This is a genomic window from Amycolatopsis sp. NPDC051071 (genome assembly GCF_040682875.1).
Classification (GTDB): Bacteria; Actinomycetota; Actinomycetes; order Mycobacteriales; family Pseudonocardiaceae; genus Amycolatopsis.
Window position 1 is genome coordinate 64,225 of record NZ_JBFBBY010000002.1, and the last position, 22,786, is coordinate 87,010.

Here is a 22,786-nt window from a genome sequence, read left to right on the forward strand (position 1 = left end):
GATTCCCTTGGTTACAAGAGGGAACCGACCGGCAAATGAGTAACCGTCGGTCCCTTGTCCACTGAGGGAGTCTGGACCTTGATCACAACGCAAACGCCGCCGCGCGCCGCTGACCGGATGAGCGGGCGGGCCTGGGGCGTCCTCCTGGTGCTGTGCGGCGCCATTTTCCTGGAGGGCATCGACGTCGCGATGCTGAACGTGGCGTTGCCGTCCATCCGCGCCGAACTCGGCCTGTCGACCGCGACGCTGAGCGGCGTGGTGAGCGCCTACGTGCTCGGCTACGGCGGGTTCATGCTGCTGGGCGGGCGCGCCGCCGACATCTACGGCCGCCGCCGGATGTTCCTGACCTGGCTGGTGGTGTTCCTCGTCTTCTCCGGGCTCGGCGGATTCGCCACCGAGGGCTGGATGCTGCTGCTCGCCCGGTTCGCCACCGGCGTCGCCGCGGCCTTCATGACCCCGGCGGGCCTGTCGATCATCACCACGAGTTTCGAAGAAGGCCCCAAACGCACCAAGGCACTGCTGTTCTACGCCGGCACCGCGGCGGGCGGCTTCTCGCTCGGCCTGGTCATCGGCGGGCTGCTGACCAGGATCGACTGGCGATGGGTGTTCTTCACGCCGGTGATCCTGTCCGCCGTCATCCTGGCCGCCGCGCTCTGGCTCATCAAGGAACCGGTGAAGCAGGACCGCGTCCCGCGGCGCCTGGACCTCGGCGGAGCCGTCACCGTGACCGTGGCGATGTTGCTGATCGCGTACGCGGTGGTCCGGCTGGAACACCCCGCGCGGGGCTGGGGCTGGACGGTCGCGTCGTTCGCCGGGGGAGCGGCCGCGCTGGCGGCCTTCGTGGCCATCGAACGCCGCTCACCCGCGCCGCTGGTGCGGCTGGGCATCCTGAGGTCGGGACCGCTGGTTCGGGCCAACGTCAGTGCGCTGCTCTACGCCGGTTCGTTCTTCGGGTTCCAGTTCCTGGTGACGCTGTACCTGCAGGAACTCCGGGGCTGGTCGACGCTCGAGACGAGCCTGGCGCTGCTGGCGACCGGGATCGACGCGATCCTCGCACCGACGCTGACCCCGCGGCTGGTGGCGAAGTTCGGCAACACGCGAGTGATCTTCGGCGGTCTCGTGCTCGCCGTCGCGGCGTACGCGCTCTTCCTGCCGCTGGGCCTGGACTGGACGTACGCGGCGATGTTCCCGTCGATGATCATCCTTGGCCTCGGGTTCGCCCTCGCCTACGGTCCGCTGACGATCGTCGCCACCGACGGGATCGCCGAGGAGGAACAAGGGCTGGCCGGTGGCCTGCTGTACACGGCGTTCCAGTTCGGCGCGGCACTCGGGCTGTCCGCGGTGACCGCGGTCAGCGTCGCCGCCCTCGGCGCGGGTGTCTCACCGGAGGACGCGCTCGGCGGGTTCCGGGCGGCCTTCGTGGTGCCGTTGGTGATGGCCGTCCTCGCCGCGATCGTCACCGCGTCCGGACGTCAGCGTGCTTCGACGAAGGAAGCCAGATTGGCCAAGGAGGAGGCGATCCCGGCCTCGTGATCCGCTCGGCCGATGCCGAATGGCACGTCCGCCGCGGTGACGGTCACTTCGGTGCCGTCACCGGCGGCGGTGAGCTGCCAGGTCATCGTCATGGTGCCCGCGAAGGCCGGGTCCTCGGCCTCGAACACCGCCGTCTGGACGACCCGTTCCGATGGCACGAGGTCGGTGAACCCGACGTCGGCGACGTCCGTCGCGTCCGACGACTTGCCGGGCGCGGCGGAGGCGTCGAGATAGGTGAGGATCATCCGGAAACCGCCGCCCGGCCGGGGATCCCAGCGTTCGATCCGGCCGCGCATCCCCTCGGGCGGCAGCCAGGTTTCGAGGGACTCCCGGTCGAGCAGGGCTTTGTAGACGATCGCGGGTGGAGCCTCGATCACGCGGCTGCCTCGGTCGATCCTGTCCATCCTCCGATCTTAGGGCCGATTACCCTGCCCGGGAGGGATCACGGCGAGCGCGATCCGGGGAAAGGGTGATCCACATCGAGTACGTCATCGCCTGGTCCGCCTTCCTCGGCGGCTGGCTACTGGTCGCCGGGCCTATGTATCAGGGCGCCCTCGAACTCCGCGAGGAGAGCGAGCGGTTCGACGATCTGCGCTCGGTCGAGACACGCCGTCCCGCCGGCGGCACCCCCACGTCGCGCTGGTGGTGGCTGGTGCCGCCGGTGGCCGTCATCAAAGAACGCCGTCGACGGAAGAGGATGCAGCGTGAGTTCATGAAGACGCTCACCGCCGGCCAGCGGCGCACGATGACCACCTTCGCCAACAAGGCCAAAGGATGGTTCATCGTCTGCGCGGGTGCCTTCTTCATCGCCCTCAAGGAGACCTGGCACCTGAATCACCTGTACCACTGGCCATTGTGGACTTACCTCGCGCTCGTGCTCGTCCCGCTGGTGCTGAGCGTCCTCCACACCTCACGCGGTGTCCAGCTCACCGTGCTCATCATGGGTGCGGAGGACTGATGGTGTCCCGGGTGATCGACTCGACCTTCTCCTGCGCCTTCTTGGCGTCGGTGACCCAGAGCTTGTAGAAGTCGAACGGGCAGTCGGCGACGCCCTTGTCGCCTTCGTCCGCGTCGTGCACGCCGGTGTAACCACGGTGCAGCAGCTTGAAAATGTGGTTTTGCGACTGGTCGTAGGTTCGCGCGTCGCGGATCGCCGACACCGACAGTTGCGCGTACTGGATCCCGTATTCCTCCTCGCCGGTCTCGCCGAGCGTGCGGCCGTCGAAGCCGATGATCGCGGAATGGCCGAAGTACGAGTAGACGCCGTCGAAACCGGCGGCGTTCGCCACCGCCACGTAACAGTTGTTGGCCCACGCCATCGCCTTGGCCATCAGCACCTGCTGTTCCTTCGCCGGGTACATGTAACCCTGGCAGCGCACGATCAGTTCGGCGCCCTTCATCGCGCAGTCGCGCCAGATTTCCGGATAGTTCCCGTCGTCGCAGATGATCAGCGAGATCTTCATGCCCTTGGGGCCGTCGCTGACGTAGGTCTCGTCGCCGGGGTACCAGCCCTCGATCGGGCACCACGGAAGGATCTTCCGGTATTTCTGGACGATCTCGCCGCGGTCGTTGATGAGCACGAGCGTGTTGTACGGCGGCTTGGCCGGGTGCTCTTCGTGGCGTTCGCCGGTGATGGAGAAGACACCCCAGGTCTGCGCCTCACGGCAGGCGGCGGCGAAGATCTCCGTTTCCTCGCCGGGAATCGTGGCCGCGGTCTCGTACATCTCGCCTGGGTCGTACATGATGCCCTGCGTCGAATACTCCGGGAACACCACGAGATCCATCCCCGGCAGGCCGGATTTCATGCCCACCACCATTTCGGCGATCTTGCGGGCGTTGTCGAGGACCTCGGCCTTGGTGTGCAGACGCGGCATCTTGTAGTTGACCACCGCGACGCCGACCGTGTCCGGGCTGGCGGAAATGTCACCGTGTCGCATGAGGACTCCTTGTCTCCGAAGGGGTTTTCTGGAGCAACAGGGCCGCCGCGACCAGCGCGACGGCGATCCCGGCGGCCAGCAGCGCGGTACCGCCGTCACTGCGGTAGGCGCCGGTCAGGCCGAGGAAGGCGGGCACCGTGCAGGTCGGCTGGCTGAGCAGCAGGACGGTCCAGCCGGTGAACCGCGTCAGCCGTTCCATGCCGAGCCCGAGCACGAGGAAGAACAACGTCCACAGCAGCGCCCAGGACAGCCAGATGACGCCGAACACCGGATCGCCGTCGTGCCAGAACGCGATCCCCGCGTACACCACGGCGGCGCCCGCCACGAAGAGCGAGAACCAGCCGATGCCCTCGGGTGCCAGACCGGCGAGGTTCGCGATGCCGACGTACAGGTAGGTGAAGCCGAACAGGTACAGGCCGGACGCGGCGAGAATCGCGTCCGGATTTCCGCCCGCCTGGACGATCAGGACGGTCGGGGTGACGCATTGGAGTGTGCCCACGAACAGGTTCAGCACCGCCGCCGACCGGGGCGGTATCCGGCCGAGCAGCATCAGGCCGTTGATCATCAAGGCGGCGCCGACGTAGAGCAGGCCAACGTTGCCCATGCTCACCTCCGCGTAATGTGCGTCACATGAAATAATTCCAAATGAAACTATGTGGTTGACGAGGACGAGTCAAGGGGGCTACAGCCGGGTGAGCACCTCGAAGTCGTAACCGTCGGCGACCGCGAGGTGAACGTGCTGATCGGCCTGCTGCCCGCGGAATTCGATCGTGCCCCTCGGGCCGTGATAGGCGACGCCGTCGATCGCCGCGTTGAGCGCGGGCAGCTCCGGCGTGCCCGCGCGGCGGACGAGTTCCGCCAGCGTATGCAGTCCCTCGTAACAGGATTCGGCGGCGTTGTTGAGTGCCGGGGCGCCGGGCCCGTTGCGGTCGACGTAGCGGCCGAGCAGGTCCATGGCGTCGGCGGTGACCATGGAGCGGAAGTAGGCGGCGGAGACGTAGAGATTCCTGGTGGCGTTCGCGCCGCTGGCGAGGAGCATGTTCTCCTCCATCAGCGGACTGAACCGGACCAGCCGGTCGCTGAGCCCGCGTGCGGCGAACGCCCGGTTGAAGCGCACGGCGTCCTGTCCGACCAGCAGCATGAGCACACCGTCGCTTGTGGACTGTTCCACCGAACGGACCACTGTGGACATATCGCCCGCGCCGAGCCCGACGAACGCCTCGCCGGTGATGCGCAGATCCAGATCCTTAGCGTACTGCCGGATCGCCTGAGCCGACCGGCGCGGCCAGACGTAGTCGTCCCCGACGACGAACCAGCGCCGGGTGCCGAGGTGATCACGCAGCCAGCGCAACGCCGGCTCGATCTGGCAACGCGGCGTCTCACCCGTGCAGAAGATGCCCGAGCGGCGCTCGCCGCCTTCGTAGAGCGACGTGTACACGTACGGCACCCTGTCGGCCACGACCGGCGCGAGCGCGTGCCGGATCGACGAGATATGCCAGCCGCTCACCGCGTCGACCTGCCCGTCCTCGACGAGCCGTCGCAAGTCGCCGGCCACTTGCGAGGGTGTGCCACCGCCGTCGACCACCTCGGCTTCGACCTGCCTGCCGAGGATGCCCCCGGACTCGTTGAGTTCGTGGACGGCGAGGTCGGTGATCGCCTCACAGGACGGGCCGAACAGCCCGGCGGGACCCTGCAACGGGACCACCATGGCCACGCGCCAGGTGTCGTCGCGGGTCCGCGTGGCGAGGCGAGGGGGCATGGCGCTCCGTGCGGTGGCCCGGTAAGGTCAAAATGCTTTCACCTGGAAGTATTGCGACGGTGTCCGGTTTTGGCAAGGGGACGGGATATGGGGACACGCGGCGTTGCGACCGCCGGAATGTCGCTCACCGGTTCGCTCACCCGTGCCGCGCGGGCTGTCGCGGCCAGGGTCGAGCATGTGCTCGCCAAGGAGAGTCTCACCCTGGACCAGTGGCTGGTGCTGGACGCGCTGAGCGGCAAGGGCGGCCTCGCGATGGCCGACCTCGCCGATCGCACCCTGACCACCGGACCGACCCTGACCAGGGTCGTCGACAAACTGGTGACCACCGCGCAGGCCTACCGCGAGGTCGACGCCGCCGACCGGCGCCGGGTGCTCGTCCACCTCAGTGCCCGCGGGCGGGCGACGCACCGGCATGTGGCCGCGAAGGTCGGCGAGGTGGAAGCCGGCCTCGGCCTGGCGGAAGACGTGCTCGTGGCGCTGCGGGGTCTCGGCGCCTGAAGCCCGGACCGTCAGGGCCTGCTCATCTCCAGGGTTTCGCCTCCCCGTTCGCAGCGGCCGAACACGCCGTCCCGCTCCTGCCATTTGTCGGTCGCCGAACACTGCCAGTCGTCGACTTCGAGAACGGCGTAGCTGCCCTTCCCCAGTGTGCCGACGTCGCGGTAGTAGCGGGTGGCGATGTCGACGGCCCGCGCACACGGGGTGTCGCCCAAGGTGGCGATGACCCGAGTCGGCCCGGTAGTCACGCCGCCCCCGAGGGCGCAGGCGACAGCGGCCGCGTTGTTCGGATCCGCCGGAATCGGTGGTTCGATCCGCGGTTGCCCGCCGGTCAACGTCACGGTGTGGCGGGTCCGTGGCCCTGACGGGCAGCAGGGCCGGTCGCCGGGACGGTAACGCGGAAACTCGAGCACGGCACTCGCCCCGTCCTGCGACACCAGCTCGCCCAGCTGCGCGCGGATCCGTCCCACGGGTGTCTTCCCGGCGAAGAGATCGACCGTCCAGCACCGTTCCTGGCGGTCGATCCGGCACAGGGAGGTCAGCGAGCGCAACGGACCGGGTAGTGGTCCGATCGGCATCACAGGTTGGGGGCCGTTGCCCCACATCGATTCCAGCGCGGCGGACAAATCGAAATCGTCCTGCTGGAGCGCGGTTTCACCCGGCCTTTGCCGAACGCGATTCTCGGTGGCCGCGCCGTCCCATTCATACCGGCTCGTGACCGGTCGCTGCCGGGCCTGAGCGCCAATGGTGACGAAAGGATGCCCTCCGTCATCGAGGTCGATGACGCGAGAGGTGCCGCCTTCCGAGACGGCGAGCTGGAGCGTCCACCGGACGACATCGCCGTCGCCGACGAACGTGCGCAGCTGGAATTGCCGGCTGTCGGCCTGCTCGAAGGAATACTCGAGCGAAGGTTTGACAACGCCTTCGGGGATCGGGTCGCCCGCCTCGATCCGGTCGCCCGGTCGCGCGCCGGTCGCGCCGGCCGACAGTTGGTTGCGGTTGTCTCGCGGACTCGGCTCCCCGGTCGGGTGGGGCCCGCACGACAAGGCGCCGACCTCGGGAGGCGCCGGTTCGGTGGACACGATCTTCACGGTGGCGGAGTTGACGATCACGACGCCGGGATGGCTTGTTCGCACGGCGACCTTGACCGGGTCGCCGCTCCACGTGGCCGCCGCACCCGACCGGACCACCGACGTGACCGCGTCGACGCATCCCGGGTGCTGGGCGTCGTGGTCGATGCGCGTCGCGTCCAGGACGGCGACCTGCCAGTTACCGGAGGCGTAGGACGCGCCGAACGTCGCCGCCCCGGAATCGGCGGGCACACCAGCGCCGGTGTCAGTATCTCGACGGGTGAGCTGAATGAGCAGTGCGGCGACAAGGATGCCCGCCACCACGATCGCCAGTATCAGCAGCGGCCGCTTGCCGATGCGTAGTGTCTTAGTGGTTGCTTTCGGAGGTCCTTCGGGGTCTCGACGGCCCAGGTTCCCGCTGGACGTACGGCCGAAAGGCCCGAGTACAACCCGGTACGAGGACCTTTCGGCCGCACACCCAGCGGAAACCTGGATCCGCCGATACCCATGAAGGACTTCCGAAACCGACCACTTATCCATTCGCGCCACCCAGGAGTTTCGCCGGGTCACGTGGTTCCAGCCGTCCGCGATTGGCCGAGAGATCTTCCGAGCTGCCGGTTTCGCCGAGGCCTGCCTGATACGCGGCGGCGATGCCGGTGGTGCGGAAGGGCGCGCCGTCGGGCCGGATCGGGACTTTCATCGCGGCGCCGTCGGCCAGGACTTCGAGGACGATTTCCCATTCGGTATGGAAACGCTGTACCTCGGCGATGATATCGACGGCTTTCACGGCATGGGAGTCGAGCGTTATCTGCGCGGTGGGAAACGGGGAACCCAGCGCCAACGGTCCTTTGTCCGAGTTGCCGCTCAATGCGCGGAGTACCGGCCGGTCGTTGTCCAGGTTCGCGCCCGCCAAGGGAATCTCGCTGACCGTTCCGTCGCTGCCGCCTTGGGGCACCGTGCCGACGAGCGTGCCGTCCAGCACCGGGCCACGGCTGACGAACCGGACCGACGCGGCTTGGATGACCACCGATCGGCGGAGGCTCTCGACCATCAGCCGGAACTGGATCCCGCCGACCCACGCGCCGCCGTTGGCGAGGATCCAGCGCTGCCGGTCGGCGGCACTGTGCACGGCACCGAACCAGTCGGGCGGCCGGTTTCCTTGCGGGAGCGCCATTCTGTCCCCGGATCGTGCCTTCGTGCCGAACAGTTTGTACTGCAGGGGCGGACCTGACATCGGCGGCAACTGCCAATCGTGTTGTTCCTGTTCCCGCTGGTCGACACGATCGGCGATATCCGTGGACCGCATCGCCCAATAGAGGCCGCCGACACCGACCGCGAGCGTGGCCCCCGCGATGAGGACGTTCCGCCGGGTCAAACGGATCTCGATGGAGTCTTCGCGCTTGCGTTCAGGGGGCGCGTCCGCCGGAACCTCGGCGGTGGCCGTCACCTGCTCCGGTAGCGCCTTGTCTTGGGGGGAAACCGGATTTCCCGGCTTGTCCGCCGGGACAGGGGAAGAATCGTCCTGGTGTGGGCTGCTGGTCATAGTCCCTCCTCGTATCCGGGCGCCGTCGACGACCAGGACCACTCGGAAGCCGCGTCATGACGACGGCCGCGGGTTGTCGCACCCTGGCGAATGGGCCTTTGGTGCCTTGTTCGGCTCCGGACTCCTTACTGGGTCTGGTGCGAGGTGTGCATGCCGCTGTCAGCCTCAGCGGCATGCACACCCGTTTCGGTTTCTTCGCGTCCGACGATCAGCTAGAGAACGAGTGCGGGCAAGGGCTCCGGGGGTTCGGGTCGCAATGGGATGCCCGTGGTGTGCCGGCGGTGCAGCCACCAGAGCCCGGCGAGTCCGAGCGCACCCGCCTGGAGGGCGGGGGTCGCGGCGATCGCCATAGCCACGAGCGCGGTGACGAGAGCAAACCAGTAGAGCAGGACTCGCCTGGTGTCGGCCCAGCTGCCGAACAAGGTCCGGTGGAAGAGGTCGAGCCATCGCGCGCGCCGCAGATGCGGATGACGGCAGGCGGGATCGGTGATGATGCCGACGGGTTCACGGGTCAGGTCGAGCAGTTCGTCGAGACTGACTTCGGTCGAGTGACACTCGCGATGGTGATTATGCTTGGCGGGCAGTTTGTTCTCCTGCTCGCGGGGTGTTTCGTCTGGCGTGTCGCCGGAAGCCAGCGGTATGCTGGACATGGTTGAGCCTCCATGGAACTTCTGCCGTTTGGTGGAGTTGTTGAACCGTCAAAGCGGCTCCCCGGGCAAGGGGAGCCGCTCCTTTTCAGGCTTGAGATCCCGGTCTGCGGTCACCCGTGTAGTGGACAGCTTGAACTGGGCCTCAATGCCCATTGTGGACGAACTCCGGGGGCTACGGAGCAGTAGCCAGGAGGTTTCGTGAATGTTGCGCCCAACGGTCCGATCGGCTTCACCGGGGGTGATCAGCGCGAATGGTCTTCACCCGATCGATTGACGACCCGGCCGGCGCGCCGTCGAATTGACACTGAGACGTGCTTTAAAAAAGCAATGAGTGTCTCGCGGTAACCCGAACGTGCGCGGTGAATTCACCACAGGGTTGCGATACGGCTGAGAAGTGTTCGGTACCGAACACCCGCGGAAGTCATTCGCACGTGCAGACGTTCATGCGGCCGGAATGACGTCCGTTCGCCGCCGGATTCGACCGCTTACCGCAGTTTTTCTTGGTGAGAACCGTGCGGGAAGATGGGTTCTACTCAAGGTATCAAGGGTTTCCAGTCCGACATTTCTTCATGTTTTCCTTGTGTGTCACGGATAACCGACGCCGGCTTGTCGTCAGGATGGTGAATTACCGGCACTGGGCCACGAAATAACGGTGAAATTTGACGACGGGGTCGGCCAGGCCCCCGCGATGGGTGACCCGGGTCACCCATCCCCGGACTGATGCGTTCGGGACCGCGCCAAGAGCCCTGTGGAGTCGTACCGGATTGGGGGCTTGGGACGTACCTTCGCCGAGTAGTCGAAGGAACACCCTTCGAGGTATCGCACCCGCCGCGTCGACGGCCACGACGACCCGCGCCGAGCTCGCCGGATCAGGCGGGGAAATGGTGGATCGGCGTGAGTCGTGGATCTCAAGGAACCCCTGGCCACTCTCGTGACCAGGGGCTACCCCTTGGCGGCGTGCCCCCGGCAGGACTTGAACCTGCGACCTAGAGATTAGAAGGCTCTTGCTCTATCCAGCTGAGCTACGAGGGCCGACGTCGGCGACGTTGGGTGTCGCCCAGCATCGGCAGCTTAGCCGTCGCCAACCTGTCGATCGTTCGACACCGCCAGATCGTTTCAGGTCAGGCCCACCGTTTTTTGGAACGCCCGTGAGCGCGTCACGACGCGGGGTGACGCGCCCACGGGCCGGGGCCGCCTTGGGGGAGCGGCCCCTGGGTTCGCACTGGTCGCGAGTCGACTCTTCCCGCGAGCGACCGGCACGAACCGCCTGGAGGTGATCAGTCCCAGATCTTGAGGGCACGGATCACGAACGGTCCCTGGGGCACGTAGGTGCCACCACCCGGATAGGTGATGAAGTCTCCCTCCGTGGTGCACTCTTCGCTCTGGTAAATCGTGACGTCGCGGCTCAGCCGGTTGACGAACGCATGTCCGTCGAATCCTTCAGGCAGGGGAATGCATTCTTCGGGATTCGAGGAGCGCAGATCGAATTTCCGCGCGTCGCCGCCGTACGATTCTTCGGGCCATACGCAGAACTCGCCCTTCTGACAGGCGGGTTCGGGCGGCGTGGCGGCCGCGCTCGCGACTCCGGCGCTGGCCAGCAGGCCTGCCACGGCCAGCAGGAGCATCTGCGGGAGGCGTGTGCGAAGGTGCGTCAAACGTCGTTGCATGACTGGGTTCTCCCCCGTGAATCAGCGGCTCGATCGCCGCCGGTGAATGTGTGATTCCACGATGACTCGCCGGGAAGGCTTTGTCAGCCCGCATTTCTACTTCTGTGGATAAGTAGTTGTGCGCCGCTCGATCGGGGCGAGTTGTCCACAGATCACCAGGATCGCCTTGCCCGGTCCGGACCTGAATGCTAAGCGGGTGCGGTGGACTCGCGGACGACCAATTCGGCGGGCACCTGGGCCGGGGCGGGTGCCTTGTCGCCGCGCAGCAGCCCCAGTACCAGTTCGCCGGCGACCCGGCCCTTGGCCGACAGATCCTGCCGGACGGTGGTCAGCGGTGGTTCGGACCACCGGGCGGGCGGGGCGTCGTCGAACCCCACGACCGAAAGATCGCCGGGAACGGACAGACCCAGCTGCCGGGCCGCCGAGATCGCCGCCAGCGCCAGCTGATCCGACATGCACAGCAGCGCCGTCGGCCTCGGCTGCCGGTCGAGCAGGCCGAACGCGCTCGGGATCGCTCCCTCGACCGAGATACCGGACGCCTCCCAGATCGGCACGTCCGCCGTCGAAACCCCGGCCTCGGCCAGCGTTTCCAGATAGCCTGCCAGCCGTTCGCGCGTGTCGTGGAACCGGCTGTTCCCGGCCTCCTCCGCGTTCATTTCGCCTCCGCGTGGCGCCGAGAGGCACTGTGCCGAGAAGATCCCGATCCGCCGGTGCCCGAGGTCCAGCAGATGCCGGGCCGCCGCGGCCGCGCCCGCCCGGTCCTCGACCCCGATCCGGGCCGCGCCGCGTACCTGCGGCTGGTCGATCACCACCAGCGGCAGCCCGCGATCGCGGACCGCGGTCAGCGCCGGCGCGCCGTCCGCCAGCGAACACGCCACCGCGATGTCGGCCTGCGCGGTCAGGACCCGCTCCGCGCGCGGGCCGCCGCTCTCGCCGTCACCGGGGAGCAGCAGGAGGGCGTGGCCTTCGGGATCGACGACGGTCGCGAGCGCGTCGAGGGTGACCGAAAGCGCGGGATCCGAGAACGCCGTCGAAAGGTTCGTGTCGAGCAGGATGGCGATCGCGCCGGTGCGGCTCATGGCCAGGCTGCGCGCCGTCGGATTCGGCCCCGCGTAGCCGAGTTTCTTGGCCGCGCGCAGCACCTCTTCCCGCAGCTGGGCGGACAGCTGGTCGGGCCGGTTGTAGGCGTTGGAAACGGTCGCCCGAGACACTCCGACAGCATCGGCGACATCGTCCAACGTCGGCCTTCTTCGCCGGGTGCTGGTCACGGCCACAGTCTAGCCCTGGCGAGGAACCGGTAGACTTTCTGAAGCGCTTAAGTCATTCTGGGAGAACAGGAAGCGAAAGGGGACTTGGGTCTATGCGTGACCGTACGGCCGTATTCGTCGTGTTCGCTCTCAACGGGGCGGCACTCGGTTCCTGGGCGCCGCGGACACCGGCGCTCTCGGAGCGGGTGAACGCTTCGCCTGGTGTGTTCGGCCTCGCCCTGCTGGGGGCCAGCGTCGGTATGCTGATCGCCGCGTCGGTCTCCGGGCGGCTGATCGAGCGGCACGGTGCCCGCGCGGTGGTCGCGGGCAGCACGATCATCGCCTGCGCGGCACTGCCGATGGTCGGTTTCTCGACGTCGGTGCCCCTGCTGGCCGGGGCCCTGTTCGTGCTCGGCGCGAGCGTCGGCGCGCTGGATGTCGCCATGAACGTCGCCGGCGTCGAGGTGGAGCGCCGTCACGGGCGGGCCATCATGCCGGTTCTGCACGCCGGATTCAGCTTCGGCGCGCTGGCGGGCTCCGTCGTCGCCGGATTCGCCGCCTCGCACGACTGGTCGCCGGGCAGGCACCTGACCGTCGCCGCGCTGGGTGCGCTGGTCGTGCTCGCCTTCGTCATCGCGGCCGTGCCGGGCGCGCGGCCCGTACGCACCGAGCCCGTCGCGAAGCCGCGGATACCGCCCATCAAACGTCCTGTGCTGTGGCTGCTCGCCGCCATCGCGTTGTTCTCGGCGATCGCGGAGGGCGCGAGTTCGGACTGGTCCGCGCTGCTGATGACGTCCGTCCACGGCGTCGGGGACGGCGCCGGGGCGTTCGCCTACTCCGGGTTCGCCCTGTCCATGGCGCTCGCGAGGCTCGCGGGTGCCTGGCTCCAGAACCGGTTCGGCGCCACCCGCGCGCTGGCGGTGGGTGCCGGGATCGCCGCGGCGGGACTCGTCCTCGCCGCGCTCGCCGACCTGCCGGTGTTCGGTTTCGTCGGCTTCGCGCTGGCGGGCGCCGGACTGGCGGCCGCCTTCCCGATCGCGTTGAGCCTGGCGGGTGCTTCGGGTAAACGTCCCGACGGCACCGGAGGGGAGCGGGAACTGGCGTTCGTCACCGCGATCGCCTACACCGGATTCCTCGCCGGACCGCCGCTGATCGGCGGGATCGCGCAGGTGACGTCGCTTTCGGTGTCATTCCTGTTCGTCGGCCTCACCGCCGCGCTGATCGTTCCGTCCGCCCTCGCCGCCGCACGGGCACGGAAGCGTGAGGAGGAGTCCGTACCCGTCGCCCGTTGACATCCTCGCCGACACGCGGGCAAGCTGATTGCTCGTAAACTGAAATGAATGCGATCCGTTCGCCATTTCAGGACGGCTGATCCGGGGAGGGCGGCGTGAGGGTGCTGATGCTCAGTGGCGGCGTAGGGGTCCTGACCGGTCGTCACCAGGTTCCCGGGATCCCGGCCCGGCTGGTGCAGCCCACCTTGCCCCGGCTCGTGCTCGTCCCGGTGCTGTTCCGGCTGGTGATGCTGGTCCACGCGCTGTGGGCGTTGGGCCTCGGCTCGACGACGGCGTTGTGGGTGGTCGCGGCGCTGTACCTGGTGCCGAATCTCGCCGAGATCGCCTGGATCTTCCGCTGGTCCGCCCGTGACCCCGCGAGCGCACGGCTGGTGCCGGTGGCCGACCTCGGCGTCGCGGTGCTCCTGGCACTGGGGGCCGCGTTCGTCGCGTCACCCACGATCACGTCCATCACCTGGACACACCTGATGGGGACGGTGATGATCTGGACCCTGCTGCGTGGCGCGCTGGCGGGCGCACTGGTCATCGGGGGTGTGGTGGCTTTGCAGTCCCTGCTGGCCACGGCGTCTCTGCTCGGCCTCTTCCTCGCGCTCGGCACCGCGCTGGTGGCGTCGCTGGCGATCGTCGGCCTGGTCGGCGCGTCGATGCGGTTCGCACTCGGATTCGGGGAGCAGCAGGGCCGGGCGGCGGAACGAGAGCGGCATCGCCGCGACGTCCACGACACCGTCCTGCAGGTGATGGAGTCCTTCGCGATCCCCGCTCCCGCCGACGAACTCGACCCGGCGGCCAGCCTCGACCGGGTCCGCCGCACCGCCCGCGCCCAGGCGATGCGCATCCGCATCAGCCTCGAACACGAACCGGCGACGCGGACCGGACTGCATCAGCGGCTGCGGCTGCTCGCCGCCGAAATGGCCGCGGAAGGACTGCGGGTCGAGGTCGTCGTGCAGGACGCGGGTGGCCCGGACATCGCGGAGGAGACGGCCGAGACCCTCCACGACGCCGCCAGGGAAGCCTTGCGCAACACGTTGAAGCACTCCGGGACCAGGCGGGCCGTCGTCAGCGTCGAGGAGATCGGCGGCGGGGTGTCATTGACCGTGCGAGACCACGGCGCCGGCTTCGACGTCGGCGACCGCCGTCGAGGCTTCGGCCTGGAGAACTCGATCATCGCGCGGATGGCGGAGATCGGCGGCTACGCGCGGATCGAGTCCAGCCCCGGGCTGGGGACCAGGGTGGTCCTCCTCGGGCCGCCGTCAGTCCTGCGTCTCCCCGTCGGGTGAGTCCCGCCACTGCTTGAACGGCCGGTCCAGCGTCCACTTGTCGCCGTGGCGCTCGACGACGCGGTATTCGCAGGTCGTCGGGTTGGACAGGGACTCGAACAGTTCGATGCTCCAGCCGAACAGACGGCGGCACAGCAGCCGGATGGTCAGGCCGTGCGAGACGACCAGCACGGTCTTGGGGTGATTTTCGCCGCAGGCCGCCAGTTCACTGAGGAAGGCCGCGACCCGGTCGTCGACGTCCGCGCCGGATTCGCCGAAGGGGAGCCGGTAGAAGAAGTGCCCGAACTCGTGACGGCGCTGCTTCTGGACCTCCTGCTCCAGCGGGTCCTGCAGGTTGCCCCAGTCCTGCTCCCGCAGCCTCGGCTCCGGCACGATCCGCTCGCAGGCACTACGGATATCCAGTAACCGCAACGTTTCCCGCGTCCGCAGATATGGGCTGACGTATACCGCCGGGCGTTCGCCGTCGAGGAGTTCCCCGATCTCCGGGCCCGCCAGCCTCGCCTGTTCACGGCCGGCTTCGGTGAGCGGGAGGGAGTGGTCGGGGGTCCGGGTGTAGGCGAGTTCGTCGACGTTGCCGAGCGACTCGGCGTGCCTCAGCAGGATGATCCGCACGCCGCCATCTTGCCCCTCGCGCGTCCGGCTTACCCTCGTGACGTGCCTTCAGACCCCGAGACGAAACCGGCCGTACCCGCACGGAAGGCCGGCGTCCTGCCGCTGGTGTCGATCGGGGCGCTCCTGGCCGCGGTGGTGGCCGTCGGCCTGGTCGCGCTGACCGGCGGCGCCGGTTACGTCATCGCCGGCCTGCCCGATCCGGGGCTCGTGACGCGGTACGGCATCACCGTCGTCCGGGTGCTGGCCGAGGCTTCGTCGGTGCTGTGCGTGGGTTCCCTGCTGCTCGCCGCGTTCCTCGTCCCGCCGCAGAAGTCCGGGACGCTCGCGGCGGACGGCTACGCGGCCATCCGGGTCGCGGGCGTCGCCGCGTGGGTCTGGTTCTTCGCCGCCGTCGCGTCAGTTTTCTTCTCCGCGGCCGACGGCGCGGGACGCCCGTTCACCGAGGTGCTCTCGCCGCAGGTTCTGGTCGACCTCGTCGACGCCATCGAACAGCCCAAGGCCTGGCTGTTCACCGCGCTGATCGCGCTGCTGGTCGCGCTCGGCTGCCGTCTCGCGCTGACCTGGGGCTGGACGACGGTGGTCTTCTTCCTGTCGATCGGCGGCCTGATCCCGGTCGCGGTCACCGGGCATTCCGCGAGCGGCGGCTCGCACGACATGGCGACCAACAGCCTGCTGTACCACCTGATCGCCGCCGCGTTATGGGTCGGCGGCCTGGTGGCGGTGCTCGCGCTCGGCTGGCGCCGGGGCGAGAACCTCAAGCTCGCCGCGACCAGGTTCTCCAAGCTGGCGCTGGTCTGCTGGGTCGTGATGGCGCTCTCCGGCATCGTGAACGCGCTGGTCCGGATCAAGATCGGCGACCTGTTCACCACCGACTACGGCCTGCTCGTGCTCGCGAAGATCGTCGCGCTGTTGCTGCTCGGCGTCTTCGGGCACCAGCAACGGCAGAAGGGCGTCACCGGGCTGGTGAACGGTGCGGGCGGCGGACAGCTGCTGCGGCTCGCCGCGGTCGAGGTGCTGATCATGTTCGTCACGATCGGCATCGCCTCGGGGCTCGCGAAGACCCCGCCGCCGCAGGAATCGCTGACCCAGCCGTCGACGACGGAACTGCTGATCGGCTACGACCTGTCCGGTCCGCCGACCGTCTTCCGGCTGCTCACGGACTGGCGGTTCGACCTCGTCTACGGCACCCTCGCGATCGTTCTCGCCGGGCTGTACCTCGCCGGAGTGCGGCGGCTGAAGCGCCGTGGCGACACCTGGGCCACCGGCCGGACGATCTCGTGGCTCGCGGGCTGTTTCGTGCTGCTGATCGCGACGTCGTCCGGTATCGGGCGGTACGCGCCCGCGATGTTCAGCGTGCATATGGGCAACCACATGCTGCTGTCCATGGTGACCCCGGTGCTGTTCGTCCTCGGCGGGCCGGTGACGCTCGCGCTACGGGCGCTGCCGCCGGCTGGCAAGGACGCCCCTCCCGGGCCACGCGAATGGCTGCTCGCCGCCGTGCACTCGCCGCTTTCGCGGTTCCTGACGTATCCGGTGGTCGCGCTGCTGCTGTTCGTCGGTTCCTTCTACGGCCTGTATTTCTCGGGCCTGTTCGACGCCGCGCTGAACTATCACTGGGCGCATCTGGCGATGAACGCGCACTTCCTGCTCGCCGGCTACGTCTTCTACTGGCCGGTGATCGGTGTCGACCCGGCGCCGCGACGGCTCCCGCCACTGGGACGGCTGGGGATGATGTTCGGCGCCATGCCGTTCCACGCGTTCTTCGGTATCGCGCTGATGAGCATGCAGACCGTGCTGGGGCAGGACTTCTACCGATCGCTGAAGCTGCCGTGGGTCACCGACCTGCTCACCGACCAGCGGCTCGGCGGCGGGATCGCGTGGGCGTCCGGCGAGGTGCCGGTGCTGCTGGTGCTGATCGCGCTGCTGGTGCAATGGGCGCGTCAGGACGAGCGTGAGGCGCGGCGGCGGGACCGTCGCGAGGAGGTCACCGGTGACGCGGATCTCAACGCATACAACGCGATGCTGAAGAAACTCGCCGATCAGGGCCGGGGCCCGGGACAGGGTTCCTAGGCTTCTCGGACTCCGGGCCCCTCAAAGTTCCCCTCACGACCATGGGGGATCCGCCACGCGGCCGGCCCTAGCACATCTCCCCGCCCGGCCCGCGACTTCCACCCGAGTTGTCCACAGGTAGCCCACATCGCCGGGAGTTGTCCACAGATCCCGCTCGCGCCCCTTTTCGCTCCTTGATCCACGGCAGTCTGAAATCAAGCGAGACGCCGGGAGCGGCCCGGATCGAGGAGAAAGGCGAGTGTGATGGCGATGGGTGAAACGTGGGTGACCATGGTCGGCAACCTGACCAGTGAACCGGTCCACCATCCGCAGCGGGGGCACGGGCACGACGTCGTGTCGTTCGGCTTGCGGAGTGTCGAACGCCGGTACGACAAGGAAAGGGGCGAGTGGAGTGAGGGGCGTCAACTCGCGGTCAAGGTCACCTGCTGGCGGAAGCTGGCGATGGCGGCCTTCACCTGCCTGAGCAAGGGTGATCCGGTGATCGTGGCCGGACGGCTGCGTGGCGCCGAGACGGCGGAGGAGATCCCGGCCCCTCTCGGTCTACCTGAGCTTGAGGCCTTCTCCATCGGCCCCAACCTCGCGCGGTGTTCGGCCGAGATCCGGCGGATGGGCCGTGACCAGCCGCGGGCGATACCGGTACCGTCGCCGCCCTCGGCGAATCCCATGGTCACCGCGCTCGAAGAGGCGCCGGTGGCCTGAGGTTCGCGATGCTCCCTCAGTGATGTAGGTCTGACTGTGGGTAGTTCGGTGGTGACCGCCGTCAAGGCCGCGATCGGCTCGCTCTACGATCGCGTGTATGGCCGAGTTCATCTACACCATGAAGAAGGTGCGCAAGACCGTCGGGGACAAGGTCATCCTCGACGACGTCAGCACCGCGTTCTACCCCGGCGCCAAGATCGGCGTGGTGGGGCCGAACGGCGCGGGTAAGTCCACCGTTCTGAAGATCATGGCGGGGATCGAGCAGGCCAGCAACGGCGAAGCCTTCCTCCAGCCTGGCGCCAGCGTCGGCATCCTCATGCAGGAGCCGGTGCTCAACGAAGAAAAGACCGTCCGCGAAAACGTCGAAGAAGGCCTTGGCGAGATCAAGGTCAAGCTCAACCGCTTCAACGAGGTCGCCGAGCTCATGGCGACCGACTACAGCGACGAGCTGATGGACGAGATGGGCAAGCTCCAGGAGGACCTCGACCACGCCGACGCGTGGGAGATCGACTCCGCGGTGGAGCAGGCGATGGACGCCCTGCGCTGCCCGCCGCCGGAAGAGGCGGTCACCCACCTTTCCGGTGGTGAGCGCCGCCGGGTCGCGTTGTGCAAGCTGCTCCTGTCCGCACCCGATCTGCTGCTCCTCGACGAGCCCACCAACCATCTGGACGCCGAAAGCGTGCTGTGGCTGGAGCAGTTCCTCGCGAACTACGCCGGCGCCGTCCTGGCCGTCACGCACGACCGGTACTTCCTGGACAACGTCGCGCAGTGGATCATGGAGCTCGACCGCGGCCACGTCGTCGGATACGAGGGCAACTACTCGACGTACCTGGAGAAGAAGGGCGAGCGTCTCGCCATCCAGGGCAAGAAGGACGCCAAGCTCGCCAAGCGGCTGAAGTCCGAACTCGAATGGGTGCGGTCGAACGCCAAGGCACGCCAGACCAAGTCGCGGTCCCGGCTCGACCGCTACGAGGAGATGGCGGCGGAGGCGGACAAGTACCGCAAGCTCGACTTCGAAGAGATCCAGATCCCGCCGGGGCCCCGGCTGGGCAGTGTGGTCGTCGAGGTCAGCAAGCTGCGCAAGGGCTTCGACGACCGCGTGCTGATCGACGGGCTGTCGTTCGACCTGCCGCGTAACGGCATCGTCGGCGTGATCGGGCCGAACGGTGTCGGCAAGACGACCCTGTTCAAGACGATCGTCGGGCTCGAGGAGCCGGACGACGGTGTGGTCAAGATCGGCGAGACGGTCAAACTGTCCTATGTGGACCAGAACCGTGGCGGGATCGACCCGAAGAAGACGGTATGGGAGGTGGTTTCGGACAAGCTGGACTACATCCACGTCGGGCAGACCGAAATGCCTTCGCGTGCCTACGTCAGCGCGTTCGGTTTCAAGGGTCCGGACCAGCAGAAGCCGGCGGGCGTGCTCTCCGGTGGTGAGCGCAACCGGCTGAACCTGGCACTGACCCTCAAGCAGGGCGGGAACCTGATCCTGCTCGACGAGCCGACGAACGACCTGGACGTCGAGACCCTTGGCTCGCTGGAGAACGCGCTCGAACAGTTCCCCGGCTGTGCCGTGGTCATCTCGCACGACCGGTGGTTCCTCGACCGGGTCGCGACGCACATCCTCGCCTGGGAAGGCACCGACGAGAACCCCTCGCAATGGTTCTGGTTCGAAGGTAACTTCGAGGGCTACGAGAAGAACAAGGTCGAGCGTCTCGGTGCCGAGGCGGCTCGTCCGCATCGCGTCACCCATCGCAAGCTGACCCGCGACTGAGGGCCGGGGGTTCCCCGTGGAAGCCAGCAAGCGCCAACGGCCGGGCCTGCCCACCACCATGGTGGGCAGGCGGACGGCTGCCACCGGGGGAACCTTGTCCGCTGTCGGCAGGCTGATCGAACGAGCGGACGCCCTGCATTTGAGGGCGCCCGAACTCGCGCTGGTCCTCGGGGAGCGTGCGGCCGCGCTCGCCGAGGCGGCCGGTGACGACGAACAGTGGATCCGCGCGGAAAGCCTGGTGGTTACCGCGCGGGTGCGGCTCGGTGGCCGTCCACGGACGGTCGGCCGGGCAGTGGCTGCCCTGCGTGCCGCCGAACACGCGGGCCACGGCGACATCGCCGCGCGGCTGCGGATCGACCTCGCGGTCTGCGCGCGCGGTGTCGGCGTCCCGCTGACGGGGCTCGCCGCGCTCCGGCCGCTGTTGTCGGATCCGGCGGTCTCGCCGGTGCACCGGGCCGAGGCGCTGTGCCATCTCGTCGGCTGCCTGGCGCAGTTCGGCCGGAAGGCGGAACTGGACCGCGTACTCGCCGAGGCCGACAAGCTCGTACTCGGCGACGGCGCGATGTCGGCGGATTCGCAACTGCTGAACCGTGCGCTGCTCCGGGTCGGGGTGTCGGCGCACCGCCGCCGTCACGGCGATCTGACGTCGGCCGCCGACGCCGCCCGGACCGGGCTCGGCATGCTCGAAAAGCTCGCGAACCCGGACGACGACGGCGGTCTCGTCCGGATCCGGCTGATCCTGCAACTCGTCTGCACGCTGCTCGACCGCGGTGACGCGGAGATGGCGCTCGAGGTCGCCCAGCCGATCCTCGACGCCCCCGTCCGCGCCGCCGGGATCTCGCCCGCCGCGTGGCTGCGGCTGGCCGTGGCCACCCGCGTCCTGCTGCCGGCGGGATCCGGGGAAGCCGCGGGCAGTCTCGTGCGTGAAGCGGCCTCCGAAACCGAAGGCCACGGTCTGCACGCGGTCACGGCACGGCTGTGGCTGGAACTCGCCCAGATCGAGGAGCGGCTCGGCAGACCGGAGGAGGCCATCGGCTGCCTGCACCGGTCGCGTGCCGCCGAGCACCTGCACGCACGGGCACGCAGGCAGGCGTGCAACGTCCTGCTCGGCGAATTCGGCGCGGCCGAGCACACCGCTGTCGACCTCGACGACGTCCTGCGGACCGTCGCAGCCCGCCCCGCGGTCCCCTCGCCGGCTCCGGCCGAGGTGACCGCGGTGATGGCGCCGATCGACGTGGCGCCGCCGAAACGGGCGGCCGTCGAGTCGCCGGTACATCGTGAACAGCCGCGACCCACACGGCAGAGCGGACAGATGGAGTCCGCGCCGCTGCGGAACGCGGCCGCTGAGCCGCACCGTCTCGCTGAGCCCGGCCGCCCTGTTGAGACCGACCGTCGTGCCGAGACCGACCAGCGTGCCGAGTCCGACCGTCGTGCGGAGCCTGCTCGTTTCGCGGAACGTTCGCGCCATGCCGAGCCGTCGCGTCCGGAGGCGCAGACCGCGCCGACCGGGAGCGAGCCAGCGGCTGAAGCGCCGGTGCTGAAGCCGCCGACCCGTTCGGAGCCGGTTCGTGAGACCGTCGCGTCGGACAGCGACTGGCGGCGCCGGGTACCGAAGAAACCGGCCAGGCCGGCGATCAGGTTCGAGCCCAAGGTCGAGCCCACCGCACCGAAGCTGATGCCGCCGAAACCGGCACCGCGGCCCGAACCCGCGCTCCGCCCCGAACCCGCGCTCCGACCGGAACCGGTCTCCCGCACCGAGCCCACGCCTCTCTCGGAACCCGCACTCCGACCGGCGACCGCGCCCCGGCACGAACCTGCGCCCCGGCACGAACCGGTGTTCCGGTCGGAACCGGTGCCTCGCGCCGAACCCACGCCCCGGACCGAACCAGCGCACCGGACCGAACCAGCGCACCGGACCGAACCCGTGCACAGGACCGAACCTGCGGCCAGGCTCGAATCCGAGCCAGGGCGGCGCAGCCGTCCCGAGGCCCCGGCGGCTCGCGAAACCGCTGCCCGCGAAACCACCGCCCGCGAAGCCGCTGCCCGCGAAAACACCGTTGCCTGGCCGGAAACCACGAACCCGACCGCGCGGCGGCAGCCCGAGGCGCCCGTCCGGTACGAGGCACCCGTCCGGCGCGCCGAGCCCACGCCGGAACCCGCGGTCCCGGAACTGCTTCTGGCGCCCGAGCCCGCCGCCGAACCCCGGCCGCGGATCGCGGCGGAAACCGAAGTGCCGCGTGCGCCGGGAACCGCCGCCCCGTTGTGGGAGACCGACGAGTGGGCGGCGGAGGAACGCGCCCGCCGGTCGGCCGCGCCCGCGTCGCGTACGACCAGGCACGACGCCGAACACGGTTCCGTTGCCGCGAAATCGGTACTGGACCGGCTCGGGATCTCGAGCACCGGCGGGCACGGCGGTGGCCGCCGCCGTGCGGACAACACCACGGAACCCGCGTCGCCCGTCGAGGAGCGTGCCGAAGCCGAGCCCGTCCGCCGGGAGCCGTCGCCGGTGGAGTTCGCCGAACCCGCCGTCCCGCTCGCGCCGCCGCCCCGCGAAGACCCGCCCGCGTCGCCGTCCTACGGCACCGGCGGCCAGGAACAAGTCGCGGATCCGTGGCTGCCGAAGCTGCGGATGCCGCCCGCACTCGACCCGCTCACCGACACCGGTTCCTGGCGGCCGATCACGCCGTTCCCGGAGAGCTACGCCCGCGCGATCGCGGAAGACGAGCCACCACCGGACGCCGGACTCGCCGACCTGCTCGCCCGCGCGCTCGCCGAGCACCAGGCGGGCACCGCGAGCGCCGCCGCGCTCGTGAAACAACTCGGCTCCCAAGACTCGGGGAAGCGGCCGGTCAACGGCCGCGACCGGCATCGCGCCAACGGGAGCGATTGACCGGGCGATAGCAAAGGTCCCTTGCTCCACCGAGTCTGGACGGCCGGGACTTGAACGATTCAGTCCGGCGGCTGGAACCGCTCACTGTTCCCGTGGCCGCGAATGGCGTGCTGGTCACCCCCGGTACGGCGGGTCGCGGGAAGGGCCGGACAGACCGCCGATGTGACCGGCGAGTAGCTGAACCGATCACGGCGATTCCGGTATCTGAGCAGGGAAATCTTCGACAAACGGGAATGACCCGGCCTTGTCGGGCTGACTGTCCGGAGCTGTA

General features: G+C 68.7%; 19 protein-coding genes and 1 tRNA gene. 9 read left to right on the forward strand and 11 right to left on the reverse strand.

Annotation, left to right across the window (positions count from 1 at the left end; all coding sequences use genetic code 11):
- The first annotated feature begins 117 nt into the window (after positions 1 to 117).
- Positions 118 to 1,533 carry an MFS transporter gene (locus AB0M65_RS01075; protein ID WP_364019644.1) on the forward strand — a complete coding sequence of 472 codons (1,416 nt, stop codon included), beginning with the start codon at positions 118 to 120 and terminating at the stop codon, positions 1,531 to 1,533.
- Here the strand turns inward: AB0M65_RS01075 and AB0M65_RS01080 are convergent.
- Positions 1,473 to 1,937: an SRPBCC family protein gene (locus AB0M65_RS01080; protein ID WP_364019439.1), complete on the reverse strand. Its 465-nt coding sequence runs from the start codon at positions 1,935 to 1,937 to the stop codon at positions 1,473 to 1,475. The two genes, AB0M65_RS01075 and AB0M65_RS01080, sit on opposite strands and share 61 nt — an antisense overlap.
- 65 nt (positions 1,938 to 2,002) lie before the next feature.
- On the opposite strand from AB0M65_RS01080, the gene AB0M65_RS01085 reads away from it, so the two are divergent.
- Positions 2,003 to 2,491 (forward strand): hypothetical protein, encoded by a 489-nt coding sequence (locus tag AB0M65_RS01085; protein WP_364019442.1) that lies wholly within the window; start codon positions 2,003 to 2,005, stop codon positions 2,489 to 2,491.
- Here the strand turns inward: AB0M65_RS01085 and AB0M65_RS01090 are convergent.
- The 3 genes from AB0M65_RS01090 to AB0M65_RS01100 all read right to left on the reverse strand — a co-directional run bounded on the left by AB0M65_RS01090 (position 2,472) and on the right by AB0M65_RS01100 (position 5,229).
- Positions 2,472 to 3,470, reverse strand: coding sequence for an aliphatic amidase (locus tag AB0M65_RS01090; RefSeq protein ID WP_364019445.1), 999 nt, complete (start codon positions 3,468 to 3,470; stop codon positions 2,472 to 2,474). The genes AB0M65_RS01085 and AB0M65_RS01090 overlap by 20 nt on opposite strands.
- On the reverse strand, positions 3,457 to 4,074 hold the full coding sequence (locus AB0M65_RS01095) for an AmiS/UreI family transporter (protein WP_364019448.1): 618 nt from the start codon (positions 4,072 to 4,074) through the stop codon (positions 3,457 to 3,459). Before AB0M65_RS01095 ends, AB0M65_RS01090 begins: the two co-directional genes overlap by 14 nt.
- Positions 4,075 to 4,152: 78 nt before the next feature.
- Positions 4,153 to 5,229 carry a substrate-binding domain-containing protein gene (locus AB0M65_RS01100; RefSeq protein ID WP_364019451.1) on the reverse strand — a complete coding sequence of 359 codons (1,077 nt, stop codon included), beginning with the start codon at positions 5,227 to 5,229 and terminating at the stop codon, positions 4,153 to 4,155.
- A gap of 87 nt (positions 5,230 to 5,316) precedes the next feature.
- Between AB0M65_RS01100 and AB0M65_RS01105 the strand changes: the two genes are divergently transcribed.
- Positions 5,317 to 5,727, forward strand: coding sequence for a MarR family transcriptional regulator (locus AB0M65_RS01105; RefSeq protein WP_364019454.1), 411 nt, complete (start codon positions 5,317 to 5,319; stop codon positions 5,725 to 5,727).
- Between the two features lie 11 nt (positions 5,728 to 5,738).
- Here AB0M65_RS01105 and AB0M65_RS01110 read toward each other — a convergent pair whose 3' ends face one another.
- The 6 genes from AB0M65_RS01110 to AB0M65_RS01135 all read right to left on the reverse strand — a co-directional run bounded on the left by AB0M65_RS01110 (position 5,739) and on the right by AB0M65_RS01135 (position 11,892).
- Positions 5,739 to 7,118 (reverse strand): hypothetical protein, encoded by a 1,380-nt coding sequence (locus tag AB0M65_RS01110; RefSeq protein ID WP_364019457.1) that lies wholly within the window; start codon positions 7,116 to 7,118, stop codon positions 5,739 to 5,741.
- A gap of 208 nt (positions 7,119 to 7,326) precedes the next feature.
- Positions 7,327 to 8,337 carry a hypothetical protein gene (locus AB0M65_RS01115; RefSeq protein WP_364019460.1) on the reverse strand — a complete coding sequence of 337 codons (1,011 nt, stop codon included), beginning with the start codon at positions 8,335 to 8,337 and terminating at the stop codon, positions 7,327 to 7,329.
- A gap of 212 nt (positions 8,338 to 8,549) precedes the next feature.
- A complete protein-coding gene (locus AB0M65_RS01120) occupies positions 8,550 to 8,987 on the reverse strand; it encodes a hypothetical protein (protein WP_364019463.1) in 438 nt (145 codons plus the stop codon).
- A 958-nt stretch (positions 8,988 to 9,945) separates the two neighbouring features.
- Positions 9,946 to 10,019 (reverse strand) — tRNA-Arg (locus AB0M65_RS01125).
- A 245-nt stretch (positions 10,020 to 10,264) separates the two neighbouring features.
- Entirely contained in the window at positions 10,265 to 10,654 is a 390-nt protein-coding gene (locus AB0M65_RS01130; RefSeq protein ID WP_364019466.1) for a peptidase inhibitor family I36 protein, read from the reverse strand.
- Between the two features lie 188 nt (positions 10,655 to 10,842).
- A complete protein-coding gene (locus tag AB0M65_RS01135) occupies positions 10,843 to 11,892 on the reverse strand; it encodes a LacI family DNA-binding transcriptional regulator (RefSeq protein ID WP_364019646.1) in 1,050 nt (349 codons plus the stop codon).
- 122 nt (positions 11,893 to 12,014) lie between these two features.
- Between AB0M65_RS01135 and AB0M65_RS01140 the strand changes: the two genes are divergently transcribed.
- On the forward strand, positions 12,015 to 13,193 hold the full coding sequence (locus AB0M65_RS01140; RefSeq protein WP_364019469.1) for an MFS transporter: 1,179 nt from the start codon (positions 12,015 to 12,017) through the stop codon (positions 13,191 to 13,193).
- Between the two features lie 107 nt (positions 13,194 to 13,300).
- A complete protein-coding gene (locus AB0M65_RS01145; RefSeq protein ID WP_364019648.1) occupies positions 13,301 to 14,470 on the forward strand; it encodes an ATP-binding protein in 1,170 nt (389 codons plus the stop codon).
- On the opposite strand, the gene AB0M65_RS01150 is transcribed toward AB0M65_RS01145, so the two are convergent.
- On the reverse strand, positions 14,444 to 15,082 hold the full coding sequence (locus AB0M65_RS01150; RefSeq protein WP_364019472.1) for a histidine phosphatase family protein: 639 nt from the start codon (positions 15,080 to 15,082) through the stop codon (positions 14,444 to 14,446). The two genes, AB0M65_RS01145 and AB0M65_RS01150, sit on opposite strands and share 27 nt — an antisense overlap.
- A 42-nt stretch (positions 15,083 to 15,124) precedes the next feature.
- Here AB0M65_RS01150 and AB0M65_RS01155 point away from each other — a divergent pair, with 42 nt between their 5' ends.
- From AB0M65_RS01155 to AB0M65_RS01170, 4 genes are all read left to right on the forward strand, one after another.
- Positions 15,125 to 17,152 (forward strand): cytochrome c oxidase assembly protein, encoded by a 2,028-nt coding sequence (locus AB0M65_RS01155; protein ID WP_364019475.1) that lies wholly within the window; start codon positions 15,125 to 15,127, stop codon positions 17,150 to 17,152.
- A gap of 249 nt (positions 17,153 to 17,401) precedes the next feature.
- Positions 17,402 to 17,851 (forward strand): single-stranded DNA-binding protein, encoded by a 450-nt coding sequence (locus AB0M65_RS01160; protein WP_364019478.1) that lies wholly within the window; start codon positions 17,402 to 17,404, stop codon positions 17,849 to 17,851.
- Positions 17,852 to 17,948: 97 nt separating this feature from the next.
- Positions 17,949 to 19,625 (forward strand): energy-dependent translational throttle protein EttA, encoded by a 1,677-nt coding sequence (gene ettA, locus AB0M65_RS01165; RefSeq protein WP_364019481.1) that lies wholly within the window; start codon positions 17,949 to 17,951, stop codon positions 19,623 to 19,625.
- Between the two features lie 16 nt (positions 19,626 to 19,641).
- On the forward strand, positions 19,642 to 22,515 hold the full coding sequence (locus AB0M65_RS01170) for a hypothetical protein (protein ID WP_364019484.1): 2,874 nt from the start codon (positions 19,642 to 19,644) through the stop codon (positions 22,513 to 22,515).
- The last annotated feature ends 271 nt before the right edge of the window (positions 22,516 to 22,786 follow it).